Annotated in this window: 18 protein-coding genes; 10 read left to right on the top strand and 8 right to left on the bottom strand. The window is 70.5% G+C overall.

The window, feature by feature from the left end:
• Positions 1-62: 62 nt before the first annotated feature.
• From OCJ37_RS15780 to OCJ37_RS15795, 4 genes are read left to right on the top strand one after another with little or no spacing between them, the layout of a single operon-like run.
• Positions 63-1310, top strand: coding sequence for an MFS transporter (locus OCJ37_RS15780; protein ID WP_263110669.1), 1248 nt, complete (start codon positions 63-65; stop codon positions 1308-1310).
• Positions 1307-2581, top strand: coding sequence for an SGNH/GDSL hydrolase family protein (locus OCJ37_RS15785; protein ID WP_263110670.1), 1275 nt, complete (start codon positions 1307-1309; stop codon positions 2579-2581). The genes OCJ37_RS15780 and OCJ37_RS15785 overlap by 4 nt, the downstream gene beginning before the upstream one ends.
• 41 nt (positions 2582-2622) lie before the next feature.
• The gene (locus OCJ37_RS15790; protein WP_263110671.1) at positions 2623-3657 is read left to right on the top strand and encodes an aldo/keto reductase; all 1035 of its coding nucleotides are present in this window, start codon (positions 2623-2625) and stop codon (positions 3655-3657) included.
• A 52-nt stretch (positions 3658-3709) separates the two neighbouring features.
• Entirely contained in the window at positions 3710-4735 is a 1026-nt protein-coding gene (locus tag OCJ37_RS15795) for a zinc-binding alcohol dehydrogenase family protein (RefSeq protein ID WP_263110672.1), read from the top strand.
• A 178-nt stretch (positions 4736-4913) separates the two neighbouring features.
• Here the strand turns inward: OCJ37_RS15795 and OCJ37_RS15800 are convergent, their stop codons facing one another.
• Positions 4914-5948 (bottom strand): PA5033 family protein, encoded by a 1035-nt coding sequence (locus tag OCJ37_RS15800; RefSeq protein WP_263110673.1) that lies wholly within the window; start codon positions 5946-5948, stop codon positions 4914-4916.
• A 283-nt stretch (positions 5949-6231) separates the two neighbouring features.
• Here OCJ37_RS15800 and OCJ37_RS15805 point away from each other — a divergent pair, with 283 nt between their 5' ends.
• Entirely contained in the window at positions 6232-8280 is a 2049-nt protein-coding gene (locus OCJ37_RS15805) for an NADPH-dependent 2,4-dienoyl-CoA reductase (RefSeq protein ID WP_263110674.1), read from the top strand.
• 30 nt (positions 8281-8310) lie between these two features.
• Here OCJ37_RS15805 and OCJ37_RS15810 read toward each other — a convergent pair whose 3' ends face one another.
• Positions 8311-8805 carry a Rap1a/Tai family immunity protein gene (locus tag OCJ37_RS15810; protein ID WP_263110675.1) on the bottom strand — a complete coding sequence of 165 codons (495 nt, stop codon included), beginning with the start codon at positions 8803-8805 and terminating at the stop codon, positions 8311-8313.
• Between the two features lie 512 nt (positions 8806-9317).
• On the opposite strand from OCJ37_RS15810, the gene OCJ37_RS15815 reads away from it, so the two are divergent.
• Together OCJ37_RS15815 and OCJ37_RS15820 are read left to right on the top strand one after the other, a co-directional pair.
• Positions 9318-9779 (top strand): cell wall hydrolase, encoded by a 462-nt coding sequence (locus OCJ37_RS15815; RefSeq protein WP_145701667.1) that lies wholly within the window; start codon positions 9318-9320, stop codon positions 9777-9779.
• Positions 9780-9851: 72 nt separating this feature from the next.
• Complete coding sequence (locus OCJ37_RS15820; protein WP_263110677.1) at positions 9852-10460, top strand: glutathione binding-like protein; 609 nt, start codon at positions 9852-9854, stop codon at positions 10458-10460.
• Positions 10461-10887: 427 nt separating this feature from the next.
• Here the strand turns inward: OCJ37_RS15820 and OCJ37_RS15825 are convergent, their stop codons facing one another.
• The 6 genes from OCJ37_RS15825 to OCJ37_RS15850 all read right to left on the bottom strand — a co-directional run bounded on the left by OCJ37_RS15825 (position 10888) and on the right by OCJ37_RS15850 (position 18379).
• Positions 10888-11469: a hypothetical protein gene (locus OCJ37_RS15825; RefSeq protein ID WP_263110678.1), complete on the bottom strand. Its 582-nt coding sequence runs from the start codon at positions 11467-11469 to the stop codon at positions 10888-10890.
• 73 nt (positions 11470-11542) lie between these two features.
• A complete protein-coding gene (gene prpE, locus OCJ37_RS15830; RefSeq protein WP_263110679.1) occupies positions 11543-13414 on the bottom strand; it encodes a propionate--CoA ligase in 1872 nt (623 codons plus the stop codon).
• 121 nt (positions 13415-13535) lie between these two features.
• Positions 13536-16034, bottom strand: coding sequence for a S9 family peptidase (locus OCJ37_RS15835; protein ID WP_263110680.1), 2499 nt, complete (start codon positions 16032-16034; stop codon positions 13536-13538).
• 367 nt (positions 16035-16401) lie between these two features.
• Positions 16402-17388: a malate dehydrogenase gene (locus OCJ37_RS15840; RefSeq protein WP_263110681.1), complete on the bottom strand. Its 987-nt coding sequence runs from the start codon at positions 17386-17388 to the stop codon at positions 16402-16404.
• 34 nt (positions 17389-17422) lie between these two features.
• Positions 17423-17794 (bottom strand): glutaredoxin family protein, encoded by a 372-nt coding sequence (locus tag OCJ37_RS15845; RefSeq protein ID WP_263110682.1) that lies wholly within the window; start codon positions 17792-17794, stop codon positions 17423-17425.
• A 90-nt stretch (positions 17795-17884) separates the two neighbouring features.
• Complete coding sequence (locus OCJ37_RS15850) at positions 17885-18379, bottom strand: peptidylprolyl isomerase (RefSeq protein ID WP_263110683.1); 495 nt, start codon at positions 18377-18379, stop codon at positions 17885-17887.
• A 200-nt stretch (positions 18380-18579) separates the two neighbouring features.
• On the opposite strand from OCJ37_RS15850, the gene typA reads away from it, so the two are divergent.
• The 3 genes from typA (at position 18580) to OCJ37_RS15865 (ending at position 22608) form a co-directional block, all read left to right on the top strand.
• Positions 18580-20409: a translational GTPase TypA gene (gene typA, locus OCJ37_RS15855; RefSeq protein WP_263110684.1), complete on the top strand. Its 1830-nt coding sequence runs from the start codon at positions 18580-18582 to the stop codon at positions 20407-20409.
• Between the two features lie 13 nt (positions 20410-20422).
• The gene (locus OCJ37_RS15860; RefSeq protein ID WP_263110685.1) at positions 20423-20905 is read left to right on the top strand and encodes a DUF2127 domain-containing protein; all 483 of its coding nucleotides are present in this window, start codon (positions 20423-20425) and stop codon (positions 20903-20905) included.
• 89 nt (positions 20906-20994) lie between these two features.
• Positions 20995-22608 (top strand): amidase, encoded by a 1614-nt coding sequence (locus tag OCJ37_RS15865; protein WP_263110686.1) that lies wholly within the window; start codon positions 20995-20997, stop codon positions 22606-22608.
• The last annotated feature ends 233 nt before the right edge of the window (positions 22609-22841 follow it).

Below are 22841 nucleotides of genomic sequence, written 5' to 3' on the forward strand. Positions count from 1 at the left end.
GCCAGTTTCTGCTGATAAAGCGCGGACCTAGGCTGTGCTCCTCCCGCCTTCCGGTCTCCGCCATGTCCCCCTCCCCCGCGCTTTCGCCCGCCGCCGCGCCGCCGCCGCGGCGGCCGCTGGCCCTGTTCGCGCTGACCGCCGGCGCGTTCGGCATCGGCACCACCGAGTTCGTGATCATGGGCCTGCTGCTGCAGGTCGCGGCCGACCTGCAGGTCAGCGTGCCGGCCGCCGGGCTGCTGATTTCCGGCTACGCGCTGGGCGTGTTCGTCGGCGCGCCGCTGCTGACCGTGGCCAGCCGGCGCTGGCCGCGCAAGCGGGTGCTGGTGGCGCTGATGCTGGTGTTCACCGCCGGCAACCTGGCCTGCGCGCTGGCGCCGGACTACGCCACGCTGATGGCGGCGCGGGTGGTCACTTCGCTGGCGCACGGCACCTTCTTCGGCGTCGGCGCGGTGGTCGCCACCGGCCTGGTGGCACCGCAGCGCAAGGCCTCGGCGATCGCGACCATGTTCACCGGGCTGACCGTCGCCACCCTGCTCGGGGTGCCGGCCGGCGCCTGGCTGGGCCTGCAGTTCGGCTGGCGCGCGACGTTCTGGGCGGTGGCCGCGATCGGCCTGCTGGCCACCGTGGTGATCGCCGCGCTGGTGCCGGCCAGCGGCGACGCCGCGCCCGCCACGCCGCTGCGCGCGGAACTGCGCGCGGTCGGCCGCGCGCCGGTGCTGCTCGGGCTGGCGACGACGGTGCTCGGCTATGCCGGCGTGTTCACCGTCTACACCTACATCCAACCGATCCTGACCCGGGTCACCGGCCTGGGCGAGGGCGCGGTCTCGCCGCTGCTGCTGGTGTTCGGGGTCGGCATGATCGCCGGCAACCTGCTCGGCGGGCGCCTGGCCGACCGCCATCCGCGGCAGGCGCTGCCGCTGACCCTCGGGCTGCTGGCGATGGTGCTGGCGGCATTGGCCTTCGCGCTGCGCTCGGCGCCGGCGATGGTGCTGCTGGTCGGCCTGCTCGGGGTGGCCGCGTTCGCCACGGTGGCGCCGCTGCAGCTGTGGGTGCTGGGCAAGGCCGGCGATGCCGGCCGGCACCTGGCGTCGAGCCTGAACATCGGCGCGTTCAACCTGGGCAATGCGCTGGGCGCCGGCCTCGGCGGGCTGGTGATTGGCCACGGCGGCACCCTGGCGCAATTGCCGTGGGCGGCGGCGCTGGTCACCGCGGCCGGCCTGGCGGTGGCCTTGCTGGCGCTGCGCCTGTCGCCCGCGCCTGCGCCGGAACCTGCAGCGGTGGCGGCATGCGCCGCGGGCGGTGCGGCATGAACGGCCAGCTGCGCCGGGCCGCGCTGGCCACGACCCTGCTGGGCGCGCTCGCGTTGCCGGCGGGCGCCGCCGAGCGCGACTGGATCGCGACCTGGCAGGCCAGCCCGCAGCCGCTGTGGGCGGCGGACTTCCCGTTTCCGACCCAGACCCCGTTCAACCTGTGGCGGCAGACCGTGCGCCAGGTGGCGCGGATCAGCCTGGGCGGCGACGAAGTGCGCGTGGAGCTGTCCAACGCCTATGGACGCGAACCGCTGCACATCGGCGCCGCACGCCTGGCGCTGGCCGGCGACGGCGCGGCGACCGTGCCCGGCTCGGACCGCGAGCTGCGGTTCGGCGGGCAGCGCGCGGTGACCATTCCGGCCGGCGCGCCGGTGCTCAGCGATCCGGTCGCGCTGCGCGTGCCGGACCTGGCCCGGCTCAGCGTCAGCCTGTACCTGCCGCAGCCGACCGCACCGTCCACCTTCCATTGGGAAGGCCTGCAAAGCGCCTGGCTGGCGCCGGGCGAGCGCACCGCGGACGCCGCCCTGGGCGACGCCGCCGCGCTGCCGGTACGCCTGTTCGTCAGCGGCATCCAGGTGCGCCGCGCCGATGCCGCCGGCGCGGTGGTGGCGCTGGGCGATTCGATCACCGATGGCGCCGCCTCCACCGCGGGCCGCGACCAGCGCTGGCCGGACCACCTCGCCACGCGGCTGGCAGGCCAGCGCGTGGCGGTGCTCAACGCCGGCATCTCCGGCGGCCGCGTGCTGCGCGACCGCATGGGCAGCAACGCGCTGGCGCGGCTGGACCGCGACGTGCTGGCGCAACCGGGCGTACGCACATTGGTGCTGCTGATCGGCATCAACGACATCAGCTGGTACGCCACGCCGTTCGCGCCGGACGATGCGCCCGTCTCCGCGCAGGAGCTGATCGCCGGCTACCGCCAGTTGCTGCAGCGCGCGCAGGCGCGCGGCCTGCGCGTGATCGGCGCCACGCTGACCCCGTTCGAGGGCGCGTTGCCGGACACGCCGATCGCCGGCTACTACAGCGCCGACAAGGAACGCGTGCGCCAGCAGGTCAATGCGTGGATACGAAATGGCAACGGTTTCGATGCGATCATCGATTTCGACGCCCTGCTCCGCGACCCCGCACACCCCACCCGCATGCTGCCCGCGTTCGATTCCGGCGATCACCTGCACCCCGGCGACGCCGGCTACGCCGCCATGGCCGAAGCCGCCGCGCGCGTGCTCGGCGATCCGGCCGCCACGCCCGCCGCGTCCGCTTCGCCACGCTGATTCCGCATCCCCACCGTTTCCCCGCATCAAGGAGTCTCACCATGGAATACCGTCATCTCGGCGCCTCCGGCTTCAAGGTCCCCGTGCTCAGCTTCGGCACCGGCACCTTCGCCGGCTCGGACGATTTCTTCGCCTCCTGGGGCAACTCGGACGTGGACCAGGCGCGGCGCCTGATCGACATCTGTCTGGAAGCCGGCGTCAACCTGTTCGACAGCGCCGACATCTATTCCGGCGGCGCCGCCGAGTCGGTGCTGGGCGCGGCGATCAAGGGCCGCCGCGACCAGGTGCTGATCTCGACCAAGGCCACGTTCCGCTTCGACCGCGACGACCCGAACAGCGTCGGTTCCTCGCGCTTCCATCTGGTGCGCGCGGTCGAGGCGGCGCTCAAGCGCCTGGGCACCGACTACATCGACCTGTTCCAGCTGCACGGCTTCGACGCCAAGACGCCGGTGGAGGAAACCCTGTCCACGCTCGACGACCTGGTCCGCGCCGGCAAGCTCCGCTACCTGGGCGTATCCAACTTCTCCGGCTGGCACCTGATGAAGTCGCTGGCGGTGTCCGACCGCTATGGCTGGTCGCGCTACGTCGCCAATCAGGCCTACTACTCGCTGATCGGCCGCGACTACGAAGAGGAGCTGATGCCGCTGGGCCTGGACCAGGGCGTCGGCGCGGTGGTGTGGAGCCCGCTGGGCTGGGGCCGGCTGACCGGCAAGATCCGCCGCGGCCAGCCGCTGCCGGACAGCAGCCGCCTGCACAACAGCAAGGTCACCGAGGCCGGCCCGCCGGTCGAGGACGAGCGCCTGTACCGGGTGGTCGACGCGCTGGACGCGATCGCCGCCGAGACCGGCAAGAGCGTGCCGCAGATCGCGCTGAACTGGCTGCTGCAGCGGCCCACGGTGAGCAGCGTCATCATCGGCGCGCGCAACGAGGAGCAGCTGCGGCAGAACCTGGGCGCGGTCGGCTGGAACCTCGACGCCGCGCAGATGCAGCGGCTGGACGCGGCCAGCGCGGCGGTGCCGGCGTACCCGTACTGGCACCAGCGCGGCTTCGCCGAACGCAATCCGCGGCCGGTGTGAGCCGGCCGCGCAGCGCATGCCCATCACCGACTTCCCCACGCCTGGAGACACCATGAAAGCCGTCGCCCTCACCCGTTACCTGCCGATCGACGATCCGCAGTCGCTGTTCGATGCGGACCTGCCCAGGCCGCCCGCGCCCACCGGTTTCGACCTGCTGGTGCGGGTCGAGGCGGTGTCGGTCAATCCGGTCGACACCAAGGTGCGCGCGCCCAAGCCGCAGGTGGAAGCGCAGCCCAAGGTGCTGGGCTACGACGCCGCCGGCGTGGTCGAGGCGGTCGGCGCCGACGTCGAGGGCTTCGCGCCGGGCGACGAGGTGTACTACGCCGGCGACATCACCCGTGCCGGCAGCAACGCGCAATACCAGCTGGTGGATGCGCGCATCGTCGCGCGCAAGCCGGCGACGCTGGATTTCGCCCAGGCCGCGGCGCTGCCGCTGACCACGCTGACCGCATGGGAGCTGCTGTTCCAGCGCATGCCGTTCGACTTCGACGACGAGCGCAACCGCGGCCGCCGCCTGCTGGTGATCGGCGGCGCCGGCGGGGTCGGCTCGATCGCGATCCAGCTGGCGCGGCACGCCGGCTTCGAGGTCATCGCCACCGCCTCGCGCCAGCAGACCCGCGACTGGTGCCTGCAGCTGGGCGCGCGGCACGTGATCGACCACCGCCAGCCGCTGGCGCCGCAGCTGCAGGCATTGGGCATCGACCAGGTGGACGCGGCGTTGAACCTGGCCGACACCGACCGCTACTGGGAGGCGCTCGGCGAACTGGTGGCGCCGCAAGGCCATGTCGGGCTGATCGTGGAACCGGCCGGCGCGCTGCACATCGGCGATCCGTACAAGGCCAAGTGCATCGGCATCCACTGGGAAATGATGTTCGCGCGGGCGCGCTTCAAGACCGCCGACATGATCGAGCAGCACCGGATCCTGGCGCGCACCGCCAGCCTGGTCGATGCCGGCGAACTGCGCACCACGCTGACCGAGACGCTGGCGCCGATCGACGCGGCAAACCTGCGCGACGCGCACCGGCGGCTGGAATCGGGCAGCACCATCGGCAAGCTGGCACTGGTCGGCTGGGGCTGAGCGTCGCGGCGACGGCCGGCGGCGGCATGACTGCCACGCCGGCCGTACGGCAAGAAAATCGCGCAGGATCAATACCGGCCTCAGGGCGAAGCCGCAGCGACCGGCATCGCGGCATTGGTCCGCGCGCCGTCGCTGCCCGGAGGCGCGGCCGCGGACAGCGGCCGCGCCGGGTCGGCGCTTATTCGACCGACACGGTGCCCGAGCGCGGATACACGCGGTAGACGCGGTTGTTGGTGTTGGAGCGGATGCGGATTTCATCCCCGGCCACGCCGTCGAGATTGGCGTAGCCGACCAGCGTCCACGTGCTGCCGAAGCTGCCGGCGCCGTTGATGGTCTGCAAGGTGCCGACGGCCGGGCGCAGGATCAGCAGGTTGCCGCTGCCACCGCCCTGCGCCATCGCGACGTCGTTGCCGGCCAAGCCATCGAGGTCGCGTACGCCGTTGTCCAGGGTCGCGTACTGGCTGCCGATCCAGTAGCTGTTCAGCGCGCCCGACTTCAGCGAGTAGACCTTCACTTCGCTGGGTAGCGCGAGCAGCAGCTCGGCGCCGGCAACGCCATTCATGTCGCTGGCGCAGTTGGCGATGTCGGCGCAGATCTTCCAGTTGGTGCCGCTGGTGACCCAGTTCGTGCGCAACCCCGTATTGCGGCCGTAGACCACCAGGTTGCTGCCGGCCTCCAGCGGAATTTCGTTGCCGGGCAGGCCGTCCATGTCGGCGATGGCGCCGGCGGCGACGTGGGAGGCGGTGCCGATGTAGTGATCGGTGATGCTGCCGGTTCTCGGGTAGACGATGCGCAGCAGGGTCGGCGTGGTGATCGCGATCTCGTTGCCGGCAATGGCATCCACGTCGGTGAATGCGCCGATGTCCCAGGCGGTGGTGCCGATGTAGATGGCGGCCGTGGTACGCGCGTAATGCTTGACGAGCGTGAGCTGGTTGCCCTGCTTGAGCACCACCTCCGCCCCGGGCGATCCGTCCACGTCGACGACCGAGGCCAGCGTCCAGGGCGTGTTGCTCAGCGGATAGCGGGTGGCGGCGCTGCCGCTGACGACATTGATTTCGCTGTAGCCGTTGCAGACCGCGTCCAGGGTGCCGTTGCCGTCCAGGTCGGCGGTCTGCAGCAATTCGCCGTAATAGGCGGTCGCCGTGGTACACGACTGTGCGAAGGCCTGGGAAGGCACGACCGCGGCGGCGGCCATGAACAACGCAAAGACCATGTTTCGGATCGGATGGCGCATGGGAAACTCCTTTTAGGGGACGGGTTGGCGACGGTCCGGCCCGATGCGGGATGCCCGGGCCACCGACGATGACGAATGGCGGCGGGTTCCCCCTCCGGCGCGGCCGGGCAAAACCCGCTTTTGGGATCGCCGTCGTGCTGCGTGGCGCCCACCCTGCACGCGGCTGCACCGGCGCGCCGGCGCCGGGCCAGGCGCGCGCCTCTTGCCGTGGCCCGGGTTTCGCGGCACCCTGCGCGCTTCCGTACGCTAGCGTATCCAAGCCATGTCGCCCGCCTCCGGCCAGCCCGACCCGTCCTCCGCCGCCTATCCGCACCTGTTCGCCCCGCTCGACCTGGGCTTCACCCAACTGCGCAACCGGGTGCTGATGGGCTCGATGCATACCGGCCTGGAGGATCGCGCGCGCGACTTCCCCAAGCTGGCCGCGTATTTCGCCGAGCGCGCCGCCGGCGGCGCCGGGCTGATCGTCACCGGCGGCTTCGCGCCGAATGTGGTCGGCTGGCTGAAGCCGTTCGGCGGCAAGCTGTCCTGGCCATGGGAAGTGCGCCCGCACCGGCAGGTGACCCGCGCGGTGCATGCGCACGGCGCCAAGATCTGCCTGCAGCTGCTGCATGCCGGACGCTATGCCTACCACCCGTTGTCGGTGGCGCCGTCGAAGCTGAAGGCGCCGATCAATCCATTCACGCCGCGCGCGCTGTCCGCGCGCGGGGTCGAGCGCCAGATCGGCGCCTACGCGCGGGCCGCGCAGCTGGCGCGCGAGGCCGGCTACGACGGCGTGGAGGTGATGGGCTCGGAAGGCTATCTGATCAACGAGTTCGTGGCCCCGCGCAGCAACCGCCGCGACGACGCCTGGGGCGGCGACGCGCGCAGGCGCATGCGCTTCGCGGTGGAGATCGTGCGCCGCATCCGCGAGGCGTGCGGACCGGACTTCATCATCGTCTACCGGCTGTCGCTGGTGGACCTGGTCGAGGACGGCAGCGACTGGCAGGAGATCGTGGCGCAGGCGCAGGCGATCGAGGCCGCCGGCGCGACGCTGATCAACTCCGGCATCGGCTGGCACGAGGCGCGCGTGCCGACCATCGCCACCTCGGTGCCGCGCGCCGCCTTCGCCGGCGTCACCGCCAAGCTCAAGCCGCACGTGCGGGTGCCGCTGATCGCCACCAACCGCATCAACATGCCCGACGTGGCCGAACGCATCCTCGCCGATGGCGGCGCCGACATGGTGTCGCTGGCGCGGCCGCTGCTGGCCGATCCGCAATGGCCGAACAAGGCGCGGCGCGGCCAGGCGCAGGCGATCAACACCTGCATCGCCTGCAACCAGGCGTGCCTGGACCACGTGTTCGAGAACAAGACCGCAAGTTGCCTGGTCAATCCGCGCGCGGCGGCCGAGACCGAACTGAACTACCTGCCCACCGCCGCGCCCAAGCGCATCGCCGTGGTCGGCGCCGGCCCGGCCGGACTGGCCTGCGCGACGGTGGCCGCCGAGCGCGGCCACCGCGTGACCCTGTTCGACAGCGCCGCGGAGATCGGCGGCCAGTTCAACGTGGCCAAGCGCATTCCCGGCAAGGAGGAATTCCACGAGACGCTGCGCTATTTCCGTCACCAGCTCGACGCCACCGGCGTGGACGTACGCCTGCACACCACCGCCGACGCGGCGCTGCTGGCCGGCTTCGACGAGGTGGTGCTGGCCACCGGCATCGTGCCGCGCGCGGTCGATTTCCCGGGCGCCGACCATCCCAACGTGGTCAGCTATCTCGACGTGCTGCAGGGCCGGGTGCAGGCCGCGGACAAGGTCGCGATCATCGGCGCCGGCGGCATCGGTTTCGACGTGGGCGAATTCCTGGTGCATGCCGGCGCGTCCACCGCCCTGGACCCGGCGCGCTGGATGGCCGAATGGGGCGTGGATCCGCAGTTCGAGGCACGCGGCGCGCTACGCAAGCCGCGGCCGGAGCCGCCGGCGCGCACGGTGTGGCTGCTGCAGCGCAGCGCCGGCCGTCCCGGTGCACGCCTGGGCAAGACCACCGGCTGGATCCATCGCGCCACGCTCAAGGCCAAGGGCGTGACCATGCTCGGCGGGGTCGAGTACCTGGGCATGGACGATGCCGGCCTGCGCATTCGCGTGGACGGCGCCGAACAACTGTTGCCGGTCGGCACAGTGGTGGTCTGCGCCGGCCAGGAACCGCGCCGCGATCTGCACGATGCGTTGCAGGCGGCCGGCCGCACGGTGCACCTGATCGGCGGTGCCGACGTCGCCGCGGAACTGGACGCCAAGCGCGCGATTGCCCAGGGCAGCCGCCTGGCGGCGCAGCTCTAGGCGCGCGCGCCGCGCTACCGCGGCACGCGCTTACCTGGCGCAGGGGAAGGACGCGCGCAACGCCTGGATCACCAGCAGCGAAGCGCGCTGTTGCAGCTGTGCCGGCGGCAATGCGTCGAGCGCGGTGCACACGCGATCGGCCAGTTCGTGCCGCAACACGCGCGTGCCGCCGGCGCACCATTGCGTGCCCTCGGCGCCATCGGCGACGCCTGCGATGTAATGCTGCGCCGCTGCGCTGGCCTGCTGGCGACGGCGTTCGGCGCGCTGCGGTTCCAACCCGGCAACGGCCTGCGGATCTCCCTTCAGCAGTTGCAGCAGGCGCTCCCCGGAGAGGTCATAGACCGCGGCGTTCGGACTTTGCGCTGGCGCCGCCGTGACAGGCATGGCGTTCCCCGCCGCCAGCGGACAAAGCGCGATCAGTGCTGCAACGGCACGTGCACGCGCAGTGCGGCTTCGACACGCGACACCGCACACGACGCGATGCGCGCGCCGTGCAGCTTGGCGATACGGCTTGGATTCCTCCACGCGCAGTCGCTGCGCGCCGACGCAACGCCTTGTAGGAGCCGGACCATTCGCGTTCGCGCATCCGCATGCGGCGTTCGCCACGACAATGCGAGTACAACGCGGTCGCGATGGTCGATCCGCGCATCGCTGCCGCCTGCGCGATTCTTCGGTGCCGTCGTCATCGCGTACGCGTGGAAACCAATCGCGCGCGAGCGTATGCGGCGTGGCGCGATGCGGATGTGATGCGCGCCGTTCGCGCATCGACGAAGCAGATGCGCCCTCGGCGCGCGCTGCACCGCACCACGGCAAGCGTGAACGCTGTCAATGCCAGGGGTTCAGTTGCGATTGGGGAAGCGGCGCCTATTGTGCGCGCCACTTCCGATCTGCCCATCTTGGCGGATCCGCCGGCCTCCACATTGCGCCGGCACCCGGGCGGCCCGTGACAGGCCGCCTCCCCATGACGCCAAGCCGCATCGCCTTGCCGCGCCACCCGGCGCAGCCCCGATGACGGCCCATACGGAGCAAGGAGTTATATGAAACTGGCCTGGATTCTCTGGCTGTCGCAACTGTTGCCGCAACCTGCCGCCGATTCGCTGTGCTTGAGCACCACCGTGTACCTGGAAGCGCGCGACCAGACGTTGCGCGGCCAGCAGGCGGTCGCCGAAGTGGCGCTGCGGCGCCTGGACAGCGGCCTGTGGGGCAACTCGATGTGCCAGGTGGTCACCGCGCGCAAGCAGTTCGCGCCCGGGCTGGTGAAACCGGGCACCGAACTGAAGAACGACGACGCCTGGGCCGATGCGGTCAACGTCGCCTTCGCCGCCGAGCGCAACTGGGCGCTGCCGCAGGGCCAGCGCAAGGAGATCGTGCCCGGCGCCAGCCACTTCGCCGCGCATGCCATCGCCAGTCCGAGCTGGCGCAACGCCTACCAGGTGGCGACGATCGGCGACCACACGTTCTACCGCGTGCAGAAGCTGCGGCCGCGCAACGCGTCCTGAGCGGTCCGCCACCGCATCGCCAAAGCATGGCGCTGCGGGTACGCTCTTGCACCTCTCACGTGCGGAGCCTGCATGAAACTCTATTCCAAGCCCGGCGCCTGTTCGCTGGCCGACCACATCGCGTTGCGCTGGGCGGGATTGCCGTTCGAACTGGAACTGCTCGACGCCGCCGCGATGAAGGCGCCCGAGTATCTGGCCCTCAACCCGGCCGGCGCGGTGCCGGCGCTGCAGATGGACGACTGGGTACTGACCCAGAACTCGGCGATCCTCAACTACATCGCCGATCTCGCCCCCGACGCGCAGTTGGCCGGCGATGGCAGCGCGCGCGGCCGCGCCGAAGTGCAGCGCTGGCTGGCCTTCCTCAACGCCGACCTGCATCCCGCCTTCCATCCCTTGTTCGGCAGCACCCGCTACCTGGACGACGCGGTGGTGATCGCGCGCACCCAGGAGCATGCGCGCGAGCGCCTGCGCACGCTGTATGCGCGCGTGGACGCGCAGCTGGCAACGCAGCCGTGGCTCGCCGGCGCGCAGCGTTCGATCGCCGATGCCTATCTGTTCGTCACGCTGCGCTGGGCGCGCGCGCTGAAGATCGAACTCGGCGCTAACCTGCAGCGTTTCTTCGAACGCATGATGGCCGATCCGCAGGTGCAGGCGGCGCTGCATGCCGAAGGCCTGGGCTGAGCCCGGACAACGGCAGCATGCAGCGTCATGCGCTGCGTGCAAGAGCGGTTGCCAGAGAGTTTCCGCATCGGATGATGGCAAGGTGTGGGAGCGACTCCAGTCGCGACGGCGTTATCGGTAATGCCCGTCGCGACTGAAGTCGCTCCCACAAACATCCCGGCTGCCACGGCCTGGACTCCGCACTGCTTCCACGTGGCGTGATATCCGCGGGTACAGGCAGCGCCGCATGCCAAATGCCTGGCCGGGTCCGCGCAACCAGAACGATTTCTCTTGGCCGTCTGCATGCAGCGAAACCTGCAGGAGCGGCTTCAGCCGCGACAGGATGTTTCCGGCAGCGCCTGTCGCGGCTGAAGCCGCTCCTGCAACGGCAGCATGGCGACCGCGGCACGCTGACATCTGCCTGCGCGGCATTGGCGCTCGATCGCGGCTACTGCGGATCGTCGCCGAGCGTGTCCTGCAACCAGCGCGCAGCCAACGCCGGGCTCTTGGCCTTGCCGAGTGCGGCGGTCAGTTCCGGCAGCAGCGCCTCGAGCGCGGCGGCATCGCTGCAGCGCTCGATCTTCAGCTGCATGAAATAGCCCTTCAAGCCCAGGTACTGGCGCACCGCTTCGCTCATCGCGTCGTAGAGGCGCGAATAGCGCTGCGCCGCTTCGCGCGACACCGGTGCAGCGCTGGGATCGGCCAGTGCGTGGAGGGCACCGGCCACCGCCGCCGCCGATGCCGGTGGCGGCGCGTTCGATGCGGACGCGGATGCAGATGGCGCGACAGGTGCAGTTACGGGCGGCAACGGCGCATCGCCGCCACGGCGGATCAGGCCCATCTGCTGCAACTGCGCCAATGCATCGGCGGGCGCATGCACGCCGGCGACGATCTGCTGCAGCGTGTCGTCGTCCTTTTGCCCGTCCACCACCAGCAGGATCGAGCGCAGTTGCGCCGGCAGGCGGCGCGCGCGATCCGCGATCTCCTGCCGTCCCGCCTCGGTCTTGGCATACCATCCGCTCTCGCTCATCCCCCGCCTCCCCTGGTTGCGCGTCAGCGACAGCCGGCGCGGTTGCTGCGCGATGCAGGCGCGCAGCGCTGCCTCAATGCCCCAACACCCGGCGAATCTCGTCGAGCGCGCCCGGATCGTCCAGCGTCGACAGGTCGCCCGGATCGCGCTGCTCGGCCAGCGCCTGCAGCGAGCGCCGCAGCAGCTTGCCCGAGCGCGTCTTCGGCAGCGCCTGCACCAGGTACACCTGTGCCGGCCGCGCCACCGCGCCGAGCCGCTCGACCACGCAGTGCCGCAACTGCTCGGCGATGTCGTCGCTTGCGGAGGCTGCCTGCTTGAGCGTGGCGAACACCACCGGCACCTGCCCCTTCAGTTCGTCGTGCATGCCGATCACCGCGACCTCGGCCACGTCCGGATGCCCGGCGATGGCTTCTTCGATCTCGCGCGTGCCCAGGCGATGGCCGGCGACGTTGATCACGTCGTCGGTGCGGCCGAGGATGAAGGTGTAGCCGTCGTCGTCGCGGATCGCCCAGTCCAGCGAGCTGTACAGCAGTTCCTCGAAATGGCTGAAGTAGCTGCGCAGAAAGCGCGCGTCGTCGTTCCATACCGTGGTCATGCAGCCCGGCGGCAACGGCGGCTCGATCACCAGCACGCCCTTGCGCCCGGCCGGCACCTCGGCGCCCTGCGGATCGACGATCTTCATCCTGTAGCCGAGGTTGGGAAAGCCCGGCGACCCCGGTTTGACCGGCCGCATCTCCACGCCCGGCAGCAAGGTCAGCGCCGGCCAGCCGGTCTCGGTCTGCCAGTAGTTGTCGATGACCGGCTTGCCCAGCGCCTCGCCGATCCACAGCGCGGTCGGTTCGTCCAGCGGCTCGCCGGCCAGGAACAGGTACTGCAGCGCGCGCAGGTCGCGGTCGCGGATGTGGTGCAGCGGATGCTTCTTCAGCACGCGGATCGCGGTCGGCGAGGAGAACATCGTGCGCACCCGGTATTTCTCGCACAGCGCCCACCACACGCCCGGATCCGGATGCACCGGCAACCCTTCGTACAGCAGCGAAGTGCAGCCGGCGATCAGCGGGCCGTACACGTTGTACGAATGGCCGACCGCCCAGCCGACGTCGGAGGTGGAGAACATCGCCTGCCCGGGCGCGCAATCGAACACCGTGCGCATCGACAGCGCCAGCGCCACCGCGTAGCCGCCGACGTCGCGCTGCACGCCCTTGGGCTTGCCGGTGGTGCCGGAGGTGTACAGCAGGTAGCTGGGTTCGTTGGATTCCAGCCAGGCCACCGGCACCTGCGCGTCGCCGACCTGCGCACGCAGATCGGCGTAGTCGACGTCGCGCCCGGCGACGCGCGGCTGCGCCGGATCCAGCCCGCGCGAGACGATCAGCACCTTCGGCGGCGGCGCGCTGGCTTCCGCGCACGCGGCATCGACCAGCGGCTTGTAGGGAATGATCTTGCCGCCGCGGCTGCCGGCATCGGCGGCGATCAGCAGCTTCGGCGCCGCGTCGTCGATGCGCAGCGCCAGGTTGTGCGCGGCGAAGCCGCCGAACACGACCGAGTGCACCGCGCCGATGCGCGCGCAGGCCAGCATCGCGAACACCGCCTCGGCCATGTTCGGCATGTAGATGACCACGCGGTCGCCGCGCTGCACGTCCAGGCGCAGCAGCACCGCGGCGAAGGCGACGACCTCGGCGTGCAACTGCGCATAGGTGAATTCGCGGGTCTGCCCGGTCTCGCTGGACACCGCCACCAGCGCCAGTTGCGCGGCGCGCTCGGGCAGGTGCCGGTCGACCGCGTTGTGGCACAGGTTGGTCAGCCCGCCGCCGAACCAGCGCCGGAACGGCGGGCGGTCGTATTCCAGGATGGTCTGCGGCGGCCGCTGCCAGTGGATGGCCTTGGCCTGCTCCGCCCAGAACTCCTCCGGCTGCTCGATCGAGCGCCGGTACAGCGTCGCGTAGTCCATGCAGCCCCTCCCAAGGCGTGATGCACCCGCACCGAGCATAGTCCCTGCGCCGCGCAGGCGTGCTTCGACCTTGGTCGAAGTGGCGCTGGCCGGGGTTGCCGGCCCGCGCCCCTGTCGCGCGCTACCGCTGCTGCGGGCTCGCCGCCGCCGCGGCCGGCGCGGCGTTCTTCACGTAGCGGTCGAACCACTCCAGCATTTCCGCCACCACGTCCTCGTTGGACTCGCGCGCGCTGTACCAGTGCGGTTCGAACGGCAGCAGCACCAGCCGCGCGGTGCCGCCGTTGCCGCGGATCGCCTGGAACAGGCGCGGCGCCTGGGTGGTCTCGGTGCCGGGATTGGCGTCGTCCATGCCGTGCACGATCAGCAGCGGCTCGTTGATCTTGTCGGCATGGAAGAACGTCGAGGCCTGCGCGTAGACCTCCGGCGCGGCCCAGAACGAACGCCGCTCGTTCTGGAAGCCGAACGGGGTCAGGGTCTTGTTGTAGCTGCCGCTGGTGGCCACGCCGGCGCGGAACAGGTCGGTATGCGCCAGCAGGTTGGCCGCCATCAGCGCGCCGTGGCTGTGGCCGGTGACGCCGATCCGCTGGCGGTCGACCACGCCCAGCTCCACCGCCTTGTCCACCGCCGCGGTGGCGTTGTCCACCAGCTGCTGCAGGTAGGTGTCGTAGGCGGTCTTGGGATCGCCCACGATCGGGAACGCGGTGTCGTCGATGATCGCGTAGCCGGCCAGCAGCAGCAGCTGGTAGGAACTCAGGCGGGTGAAGTCGCGCTCGTTGGCGCCGCTGACCTGGCCGGCCTTGGACGGGTCGGCGTAGTCGAGCGGATACGCGTACAGGATCGCCGGCACCCGCGTGCCGTCCTTGTAGCCGGGCGGCGTGTACAGGGTGAACGACAGTTCCACCCCGTCCTTGCGCTTGTAGGTCACCAGCCGCTTCTTGATCTGCCGCACCAGCGGCGTCGGATCGGGGAAACGGGTGACCGGCGCGAGGCTGGACGCGTAGCCCGCCTCGCCCGCGGCCGCGCCGGGCTGCGCCTGGCCCAGCGTGCGCAGGTACACGTTCGGCGGGTCGACCGGCGACTGCCGCCAGGTCAGCAGCCGGGTCGTGTCGTCGCCGGCGAACCCGGCGAATACCTCGTCGACGCTGGCCTCGCTGCGGAACAGGCGTTCGCTCTTGCCGCTGGCCAGGTCGTAACGGTCGAGGAAGGCGCGGTCGCCGGCGGGCGTGGCGCCCTGCCCGCTCAGGAACAGCGCGCCGCGGTCCTCGTGCAGCACCGCTTCGCCGTTGGCCAGCACGCGCAGTTCCGGCGTGCCGGGATCGGCGTACAGGTCGTCGGTGGACAGGTCGAACAGCACCCGGGCCGTGCCGGGGCGGTCGGCGTCCAGCAACGAGGTGCGGCGCCAGTGGCGGTTCTCGTCGTATTCGTCCAGCAGCGTCCGGCCGCCCTCGGCGAACCAGGACAGCCCGGCGTAGCGCTGGGTCACCCGCGCCAGTTCGCGCGGCTTGGCGGTGAACGGCGCCGCCAGGGTCAGCAGCTTGTCACGCGCCGGCACGTTGGCCTTCCAGTCGCCGCCGTCCAGCGCCTCGGCCCAGACCAGCGTGGCCGGCTGGTTGGCGCGCCAGGAATAGGCGCGCGGGCCGGTCGGCACGCCGTGCACCGGCACCCGGTCGGCGACCGGCAGGTCGGCGAGCACGCGCTCGCGGCCGCTGGCCAGGTCCAGCACCGCGACGTCGTGGGCGAACCGCGCGTAGGTGGTGATGTAGGAATACGGCCGCTTGAGCCGCTCCACGCGCACGTGGCGGCCGTCGGGCGCGCCATCGACCGCGCTGTAGACCGCCGGCGCGCCGACCTTGCCCTGCGTGCCGGTGGCGGCATCGACCTTGAGCAGCTGCGAGGTGGCGTAGTACGTGAACAGGGCCTCGTCCTCGGGGCTTGAGAGCGTGTCGCGCGCCTCGTAGGTGCTGCTTTCGCCCTTGCCCTGGACGGTCTCCTTGACCTCCGGCCCCGGCGGCACCGCCGCCTTGCGCGGCGCGGCGCCCAGGTCCTGCGGCACGGCCTTGAGCAGCAGCGTGTCGCTGCCGCCCAGCCACTGGATCTCGCCGCCCAGCACCGGGTTGAGCTGCACACCGTCGATCCGGCGCACGCTGCCGGTGGCGACATCGCCCAGCCACAGCTCGACGCGGTCGGCGGCGGTGTTGTTGAAGGCGAAGCGGCGCCCGTCCGGCGACCACACCGGCAGCGCCGGGCAGGCGCCGGCCGGCAGGGTCACCGCGGTCTGCTTGCCGCTGGCCACGTCGACCAGGGCGAAGCCGTCCAGGCAGGTACGGATGCCGTAGCCGTTGGACATGTCGTGGCGGCTGTGGCTGCGCGGCTCCACCCGCACCCCGGCCAGCTTCAGATATGGCTCGGCCACCCGCGCGATCGGCGGGTACTGGTTGCGTTGCACCAGCAACAGCGTCTTGCCGGTGGGGTCCAGCCGCGGCGACGGATTGAGCGGCGCGCGCATCACCCCCAGCAACGGCTCCGGCGGCTGCCGGTAGCCGCCTTCGGCGGCCGTGGCGGCGAGCGGCGACAGGCTGGCGAGCGCCAGCATCCCGATCCATCGGTACGATTTGTCCACAGATGTTCCCCTGGCGAATGGCTGCAAAAACGTAGCACACCGCACCAGCCGCAGAAGCCGCAGAAGCCGCAGAAGCCGATCCTTCTTTTTCCGATTGGAACCCTGGCTTCCGGTCGGGGAGTCCAGCAGGGGCGGATGCGGGTACGGCGCGAAGCCCCTGCGCCCTGAATCCGCGAGACGCTTCGCGCCGGACCCTCACCCCAACCCCTCTCCCGGGGGCAGAGGGGCTAGAGCGCGCCGCGGCTGCCTTTCCTTCTCCCGTCGGAACATGGTCCCCTTGTCGGGGAAGGTGGCCCGCAGGTTCGGATCCCCGAAACGCAGAACGCCGGGCAGAGCCCGGCGTTCGGTGAAGCGACCGCGAGAACGATCAACCCAGCAGGTGCGCCACGCCGCTGCGCTCTTCTTCCAGCTCGGCCAGGGTCTTGTCGATGTACTTGCGGCTGAAGTCGTCGATCGGCAGGTCCTTGACCAGGGTGTACTCGCCGTTGGCGGTGGTCACCGGGAAGCCGAACATCACCCCTTCCGGGATGCCGTAGGAACCGTCGGACGGCACGCCCATGGTCACCCACTTGCCGTTGCTGCCCAGCACCCAGTCGCGCACGTGGTCGATCGCGGCATTGGCGGCCGAGGCGGCGGAGGACAGGCCGCGCGCTTCGATGATCGCCGCGCCGCGCTTGCCCACGGTCGGGATGAAACTGCCGGCGTTCCATTCCTGGTCGTTGATCGCATCGGCGACGGAGGCGCCGTCGGCGGTGGCGAAGCGGTAGTCCGGGTACATGGTCGGGCTGTGGTTGCCCCACACCACCAGCTTCTCGATGCCGCCGACCGGCTTGCCGAGCTTGAGCGCCAGCTGGCTCAGCGCGCGGTTGTGGTCCAGGCGCAGCATCGCGGTGAAGTTCTTCGGGTTCAGGTCCGGCGCCGACTTCATCGCGATGTAGGCGTTGGTGTTGGCCGGGTTGCCGACCACCAGCACCTTGACGTTGCGGCTGGCCACCTTGTTCAGCGCCGCGCCCTGCGCGGTGAAGATCTTGGCGTTCTCCAGCAGCAGGTCCTTGCGCTCCATGCCCGGGCCGCGCGGACGCGCGCCGACCAGCAGGGCGATGTCGGCGTCCTTGAACGCCACTTCGGCGTCGTCGGTGCCGACCATGCCGGCCAGCAGCGGGAACGCGCAGTCTTCCAGCTCCATCATCACGCCCTTCAGCGCGGCCTGGGCCTTCTCCATCGGCAGCTCGAGCAGCTGCAGGATCACCGGCTGGTCCTTGCCCAGCATCTCGCCGGAGGCGATACGGAACAGCAGGGCATAGCCGATCTGGCCGGCGGCGCCGGTCACAGCAACACGTACGGGTGTCTTCATGGGGGGTTCCTCTGCTAAAAAAGGGATAAAGGGGTCAGTAGACGCGGTAGCCGAGCGGCTGCAGGTGCGCGTCCAGGGCGGCGGTGTCGTAGCCGTCGATCACGTGCTGGCCGATCACGGTGACCGGCACGCCTTCGCGGCCCAGCGCGGCGGCGGCCAGGCGGCCGTCCTCCTGCTCCACGTCGAGCACGCGGTAGCGGACCTGGGCACGTTCGAAATCGGCCTGTTGCCGGCGGCAGTAGCCGCACCAGTCGGCGGCCAGCATGACGATGCCGTCCTCGCCGGTGAGCCGGCGCGGATCGCCGGCCGCCAGCGCGGGCGGTGCCGACGCCTGGCTGCTGCGCCACAACGCATGCACGCCGCCGCCGATCCCGAGCAGCAGCATGCACAACAGAAGGGAACGCATCGTCATCGAAATGGGCGCGCGGCAGTCAACCGGGAAATGTTAGCACGCAGGCCAGCGGCGACCGGCCTGCGCGGCCGGTCGCGGCGGCACTCAGGCGCTGAGCAGGCGGTTCCACTCGGCGACGCGGTCGGCCTTGGCGGCCAGCACCGCATCGGCGTCGCCTTCGATGGTGATCTTGTTGATCGCATCGCCCTGAGCGACGCTGTCGACCACGTCCAGGCCCTCGATCACCTTGCCGAACACGGTGTGCTTGCCGTCCAGCCACGGGGTGGCGGTGTGGGTGATGAAGAACTGGCTGCCGTTGGTGCTGGGGCCGGCGTTGGCCATCGACAGCACGCCGCGCTCGTGGCGCACGCCGTTGTCGGTCTCGTCCTCGAAACGGTAGCCCGGGCCGCCGCGGCCGGAGCCTTCCGGGCAGCCGCCCTGGATCATGAAGTCGGCGATCACGCGGTGGAAGTTCAGCCCGTCGTAGAAGCCGCGCTTGGCCAGGTTCACGAAGTTGGCCACGGTCAGCGGCGCCTTGTCGGGGTACAGCTCGATCTTGATCGGGCCGCGGGCGGTGTCGAAATGGGCGATCAGGGACATGGGATTCCTTGGAAACGGGGGCGTCATTTGGGGCGCATAGGATACACGGCGGCCTGTTTCGCCCGCTCCCGGCCCCGCGTACGGGACTGAACGGCCGCCGCCAGCGGCCGCGGAATCCTGAACCGGCAGCCGCCCCGGGATACAGGTATAATAGGGGGCTTACTCTCCTTCCTTTCTGGCGCCGGTTGGCCCCCTTTCGCATGTCCATCGAAAATCTTCGCAATATCGCCATCGTCGCCCACGTCGACCATGGCAAGACCACCCTCGTCGACTGCCTGCTGAAGCAGTCCGGCACCCTCTCCGAGCGCACGGTGCTGGCCGAGCGCGTGATGGACAGCAACGATCAGGAAAAGGAACGTGGCATCACGATCCTGGCCAAGAACACGGCCATCACCTGGCAGGGCAACCGCATCAACATCGTCGACACCCCCGGACACGCCGACTTCGGCGGCGAAGTGGAGCGCGTGCTGTCGATGGTGGACTCGGTGCTGATCCTGGTCGACGCGATGGACGGGCCGATGCCGCAGACCCGCTTCGTGACCCAGAAGGCCTTCGCGATGGGCTTCAAGCCGATCGTGGTGGTCAACAAGATCGACCGCCCCGGCGCGCGTCCTGACTGGGTGATCGACCAGGTGTTCGACCTGTTCGACAAGCTCGGCGCGACCAACGAGCAGCTCGACTTCCCGATCGTCTACGCCTCGGCGCTGCACGGCTACGCGAGCCTGGACGACAGCGCCCGGGAAGGCGACATGACCCCGCTGTACGAAGCGATCATGAAGCACGTGGCGCCGCCGCAGGTGGACCCGGACGGTCCGTTCCAGATGCGCATCAGCCAGCTGGACTACAACAACTTCGTCGGCCTGATCGGCATCGGCCGCATCCAGCGCGGCAAGATCCGCAAGAACATGCCGGTCAGCATCGTCGACCGCGAAGGCAAGAAGCGCCAGGGCAAGGTGCTGCAGGTGCTGGGCTTCATGGGCCTGGAGCGCGTGGAAGTCGAAGAGGCCGAGGCCGGCGACATCATCGCCATCTCCGGCGTCGCCGAGCTGAGCATCTCCGACACCGTCTGCGCGCTGGACGCCCCGGAAGCGCTGCCGGCGCTGACCGTGGACGAGCCGACCATCTCGATGACCTTCCAGGTCAACAACTCGCCGTTCGCCGGCCACAAGGAACACAGCGGCGGAAAGTTCATCACCAGCCGCCAGATCCGCGAGCGCCTGGAGCGCGAGACGTTGCACAACGTCGCGCTGAAGGTCGAGGAAGGCTCGGACCCGGACAAGTTCCTGGTCTCCGGCCGCGGCGAGCTGCACCTGTCGGTGCTGATCGAGAACATGCGCCGCGAAGGCTTCGAGCTGGCGGTGTCGCGCCCGGAAGTGATCATCAAGGAGATCGACGGGCAGCTGATGGAGCCGGTCGAGCAGCTGGTGGTGGACATCGAGGAACAGCACCAGGGCGGCGTGATGGAGAAGCTGGGCGTGCGCAAGGGCCAGCTGAAGAACATGGAGCCGGACGGCAAGGGCCGAGTGCGCCTGGACTACCTGATCCCGGCGCGTGGCCTGATCGGCTTCCAGAACGAGTTCCGCACCCTGACCCAGGGCTCGGGCCTGCTGTTCCACGTGTTCGACCACTACGGTCCGCGCGAGCAGGGCGCCATCGCCAAGCGCCAGAACGGCGTGATGATCGCCAACGCGCCGGGCGCCACCCCCGCCTACGCGCTGGGGCCGCTGGAAGAGCGCGGCCGCCTGTTCGCCGCCGAAGGCGACAACGTGTACGAAGGCCAGCTGATCGGCATCCACTCCAAGGACAACGATCTGACCGTCAACGCGATCAAGACCAAGCCGCTGACCAACATGCGCGCCTCGGGCAAGGACGATGCGATCAAGCTGACCCCGGCGATCAAGTACACGCTGGAGCAGGCGCTGGACTTCATCGAGGACGACGAGCTGGTCGAAGTCACCCCGAAGGAAATCCGCCTGCGCAAGAAGTTCCTGACCGAAAGCGATCGCAAGCGCGCCGGTCGCGGCGGCTGATCGCAGCCCTCCCGTGGCCCGCAAGAAGGCGTACAACCCGGATCCGCATGCGCATCCGGGCCTGCACCTGATCGCACTGCTGGAGGCCGGCAAGGGCCTGCTGGCGGTGCTGGCGGCCACGGGGCTGGAACTGATGGGCCCGCTGCCGCTGCGCGCGGCGGTGGGCCGGCTGATCGTCCGCTTCAGCCTGGACCCGGAGCACGGCGCGCTGCCGTCGCTGCTCACCATGATCAATCCCGGCGCGGTGCACCTGGCCGCCGCCGGCATGCTCGCCTACGGCGTGCTGCATATCGTCGAAGCCTGGGGCCTGTGGCGCGCCAAGGCCTGGGCGTCCATGCTGGGCTGCGTCTCGGCGGCCATCTACCTGCCGTTCGACATCTACGCGATCGTGCGCCATCCCGGCTGGGCCGCGTGGGCGGTGCTGGCGATCAACCTCGCCGTGGTTGGCATCCTGGCCCGCGACCTGATCCGGCGCCGGCGCCGTCCTGCCGCCTGAGCATCGCGCAGGCCGTGCATCCGCAGCGGTTTGCCAATCCCCGTAGCGCTGCGTAGCCTCCTGGAGAACATCTCTCCGGGACCGTGCCGATGCGTCTGCTGCCCGCCCTGCTGTTGTGCGGTGCCCTCGCCGGCTGCCGGCATGGCGCCCTGCCCGACCCTGCCGCGACCGCGCCAACGTCTGCGCCGGCCGCATTCGCCCACGCCGAAGCCGACATCGCCACGCTGCAGGCGCAGATGGCGCGCGGCACGCTCGACAGCGCCGGCCTGACCGCCGCCTACCTGCGGCGCATCGACGCGCTGGACCGGCGCGGACCGGCGCTGCACGCGATCATCGAGCGCAACCCGCAGGCCCTGGACGACGCGCGCCGGCTGGACGCCGAACGCAGCGCCGGCCACCTGCGCGGCCCGCTGCACGGCATCCCGATCGTGCTGAAGGACAACATCGATGCGCGGCCGATGGCCAACTCGGCCGGCTCGCTGGCGCTGGCCGGATTCCACCCGCAGCACGACGCGTTCCTGGTGCAGCGCCTGCGCCAGGCCGGCGCGGTGATCCTGGGCAAGAGCAACCTCAGCGAATGGGCCAACTTCCGCTCCAGCGCATCCAGCTCCGGCTGGAGCGCGCGCGGCGGGCAGACCCGCAACCCGTACGTGCTCGACCGCAATCCCTGCGGCTCCAGCGCCGGCACCGGCGTGGCGGTGTCGGCGAACCTGGCCGCGGCCGGCATCGGCACCGAGACCGACGGCAGCATCGTCTGCCCGGCCGCGGTGAACGGCCTGGTCGGGCTGAAGCCGACCGTGGGCCTGGTCAGCCGCGACGGCATCATCCCGATCTCCGCCAGCCAGGACACCGCCGGGCCGATGACCCGCAGCGTCGCCGACGCCGCGGCGCTGTTGACCGTGCTGGCCGCGGCCGACGCGGCCGATCCGGCCACCGCCGCGGCGCCACGCGCGCCCGGCTACGACTACAGCGCGCACCTGCGCCGCGACGCGCTGCGCGGCGCGCGCATCGGCCTGTTGCCCTCGCCACTGACCCAGACAGCGGACATCGCCGCGGCGCAGGCGCGCGCGGTGGCCACGCTGCGCGCGGCCGGTGCCGTCGTGGTCGACGCGCGCATCCCCAGCGCCGGGCAATGGGACGACGCCGAACTGACGGTGCTGCTGACCGAATTCAAGGCCGGGCTGGAGCGCTACCTCGACACGCGCCAGGCGCCGCTGCGCACCCTGGCGCAGCTGATCGCGTTCAACCGCGCGCATGCCGGGCGCGAACTGGCGCATTTCGACCAGGCCCTGTTCGAACGGGCGCAGGCCACCGGCGGACTCGACGACCCGGCCTACCTGGCGGCACGGGCCAAGGCCAGGCGCCTGGCCGGCCCGGACGGCATCGACGCGGCGCTGCGCGCGCAGCGGCTGGACGCGCTGATCGCGCCGACCACCGGCCGCGCCTGGAAAACCGATCCGCTCCATGGCGACGACTTCCCCGGCGCCAGCTACGGCGCGGCGGCAGTGGCCGGTTATCCGAGCCTGACCGTGCCGATGGGCGCCAGCGACGGCTTGCCGCTGGGATTGATCTTCATCGGCGGCGCCTGGAGCGAACCGCGCCTGATCGAGCTGGGCTACGCCTACGAGCAGCGCAGCCGCGCACGCACGCCGCCGACGTTCCTGCCGACGCTGCCATCCGCGCAGGCAACGGATGCGCCATGAGGCGGATGTTGCCGCCAGCGTGCCAAGGCGGCAACGCAGCAGCAGACAGCAGGCGAAGAACGTCTTTGCAGGAGCGGCTTCAGCCGCGACCAGGCGTTACCGGGAAAGCCACGGTCGCGGCTGAAGCCGCTCCTACAGGGTTGGTGGCCTGTTTCATTGCCTGCGGGCAGACGCGAGAAACATGCCTTTGGGGCCATCCGCTAGCGCATCGACCCAGGCCAACACGGCAACGC

The sequence above is a fragment of the Xanthomonas sp. AM6 genome (genome assembly GCF_025665335.1).
In the GTDB taxonomy this organism is placed as follows: domain Bacteria; phylum Pseudomonadota; class Gammaproteobacteria; order Xanthomonadales; family Xanthomonadaceae; genus Xanthomonas_A.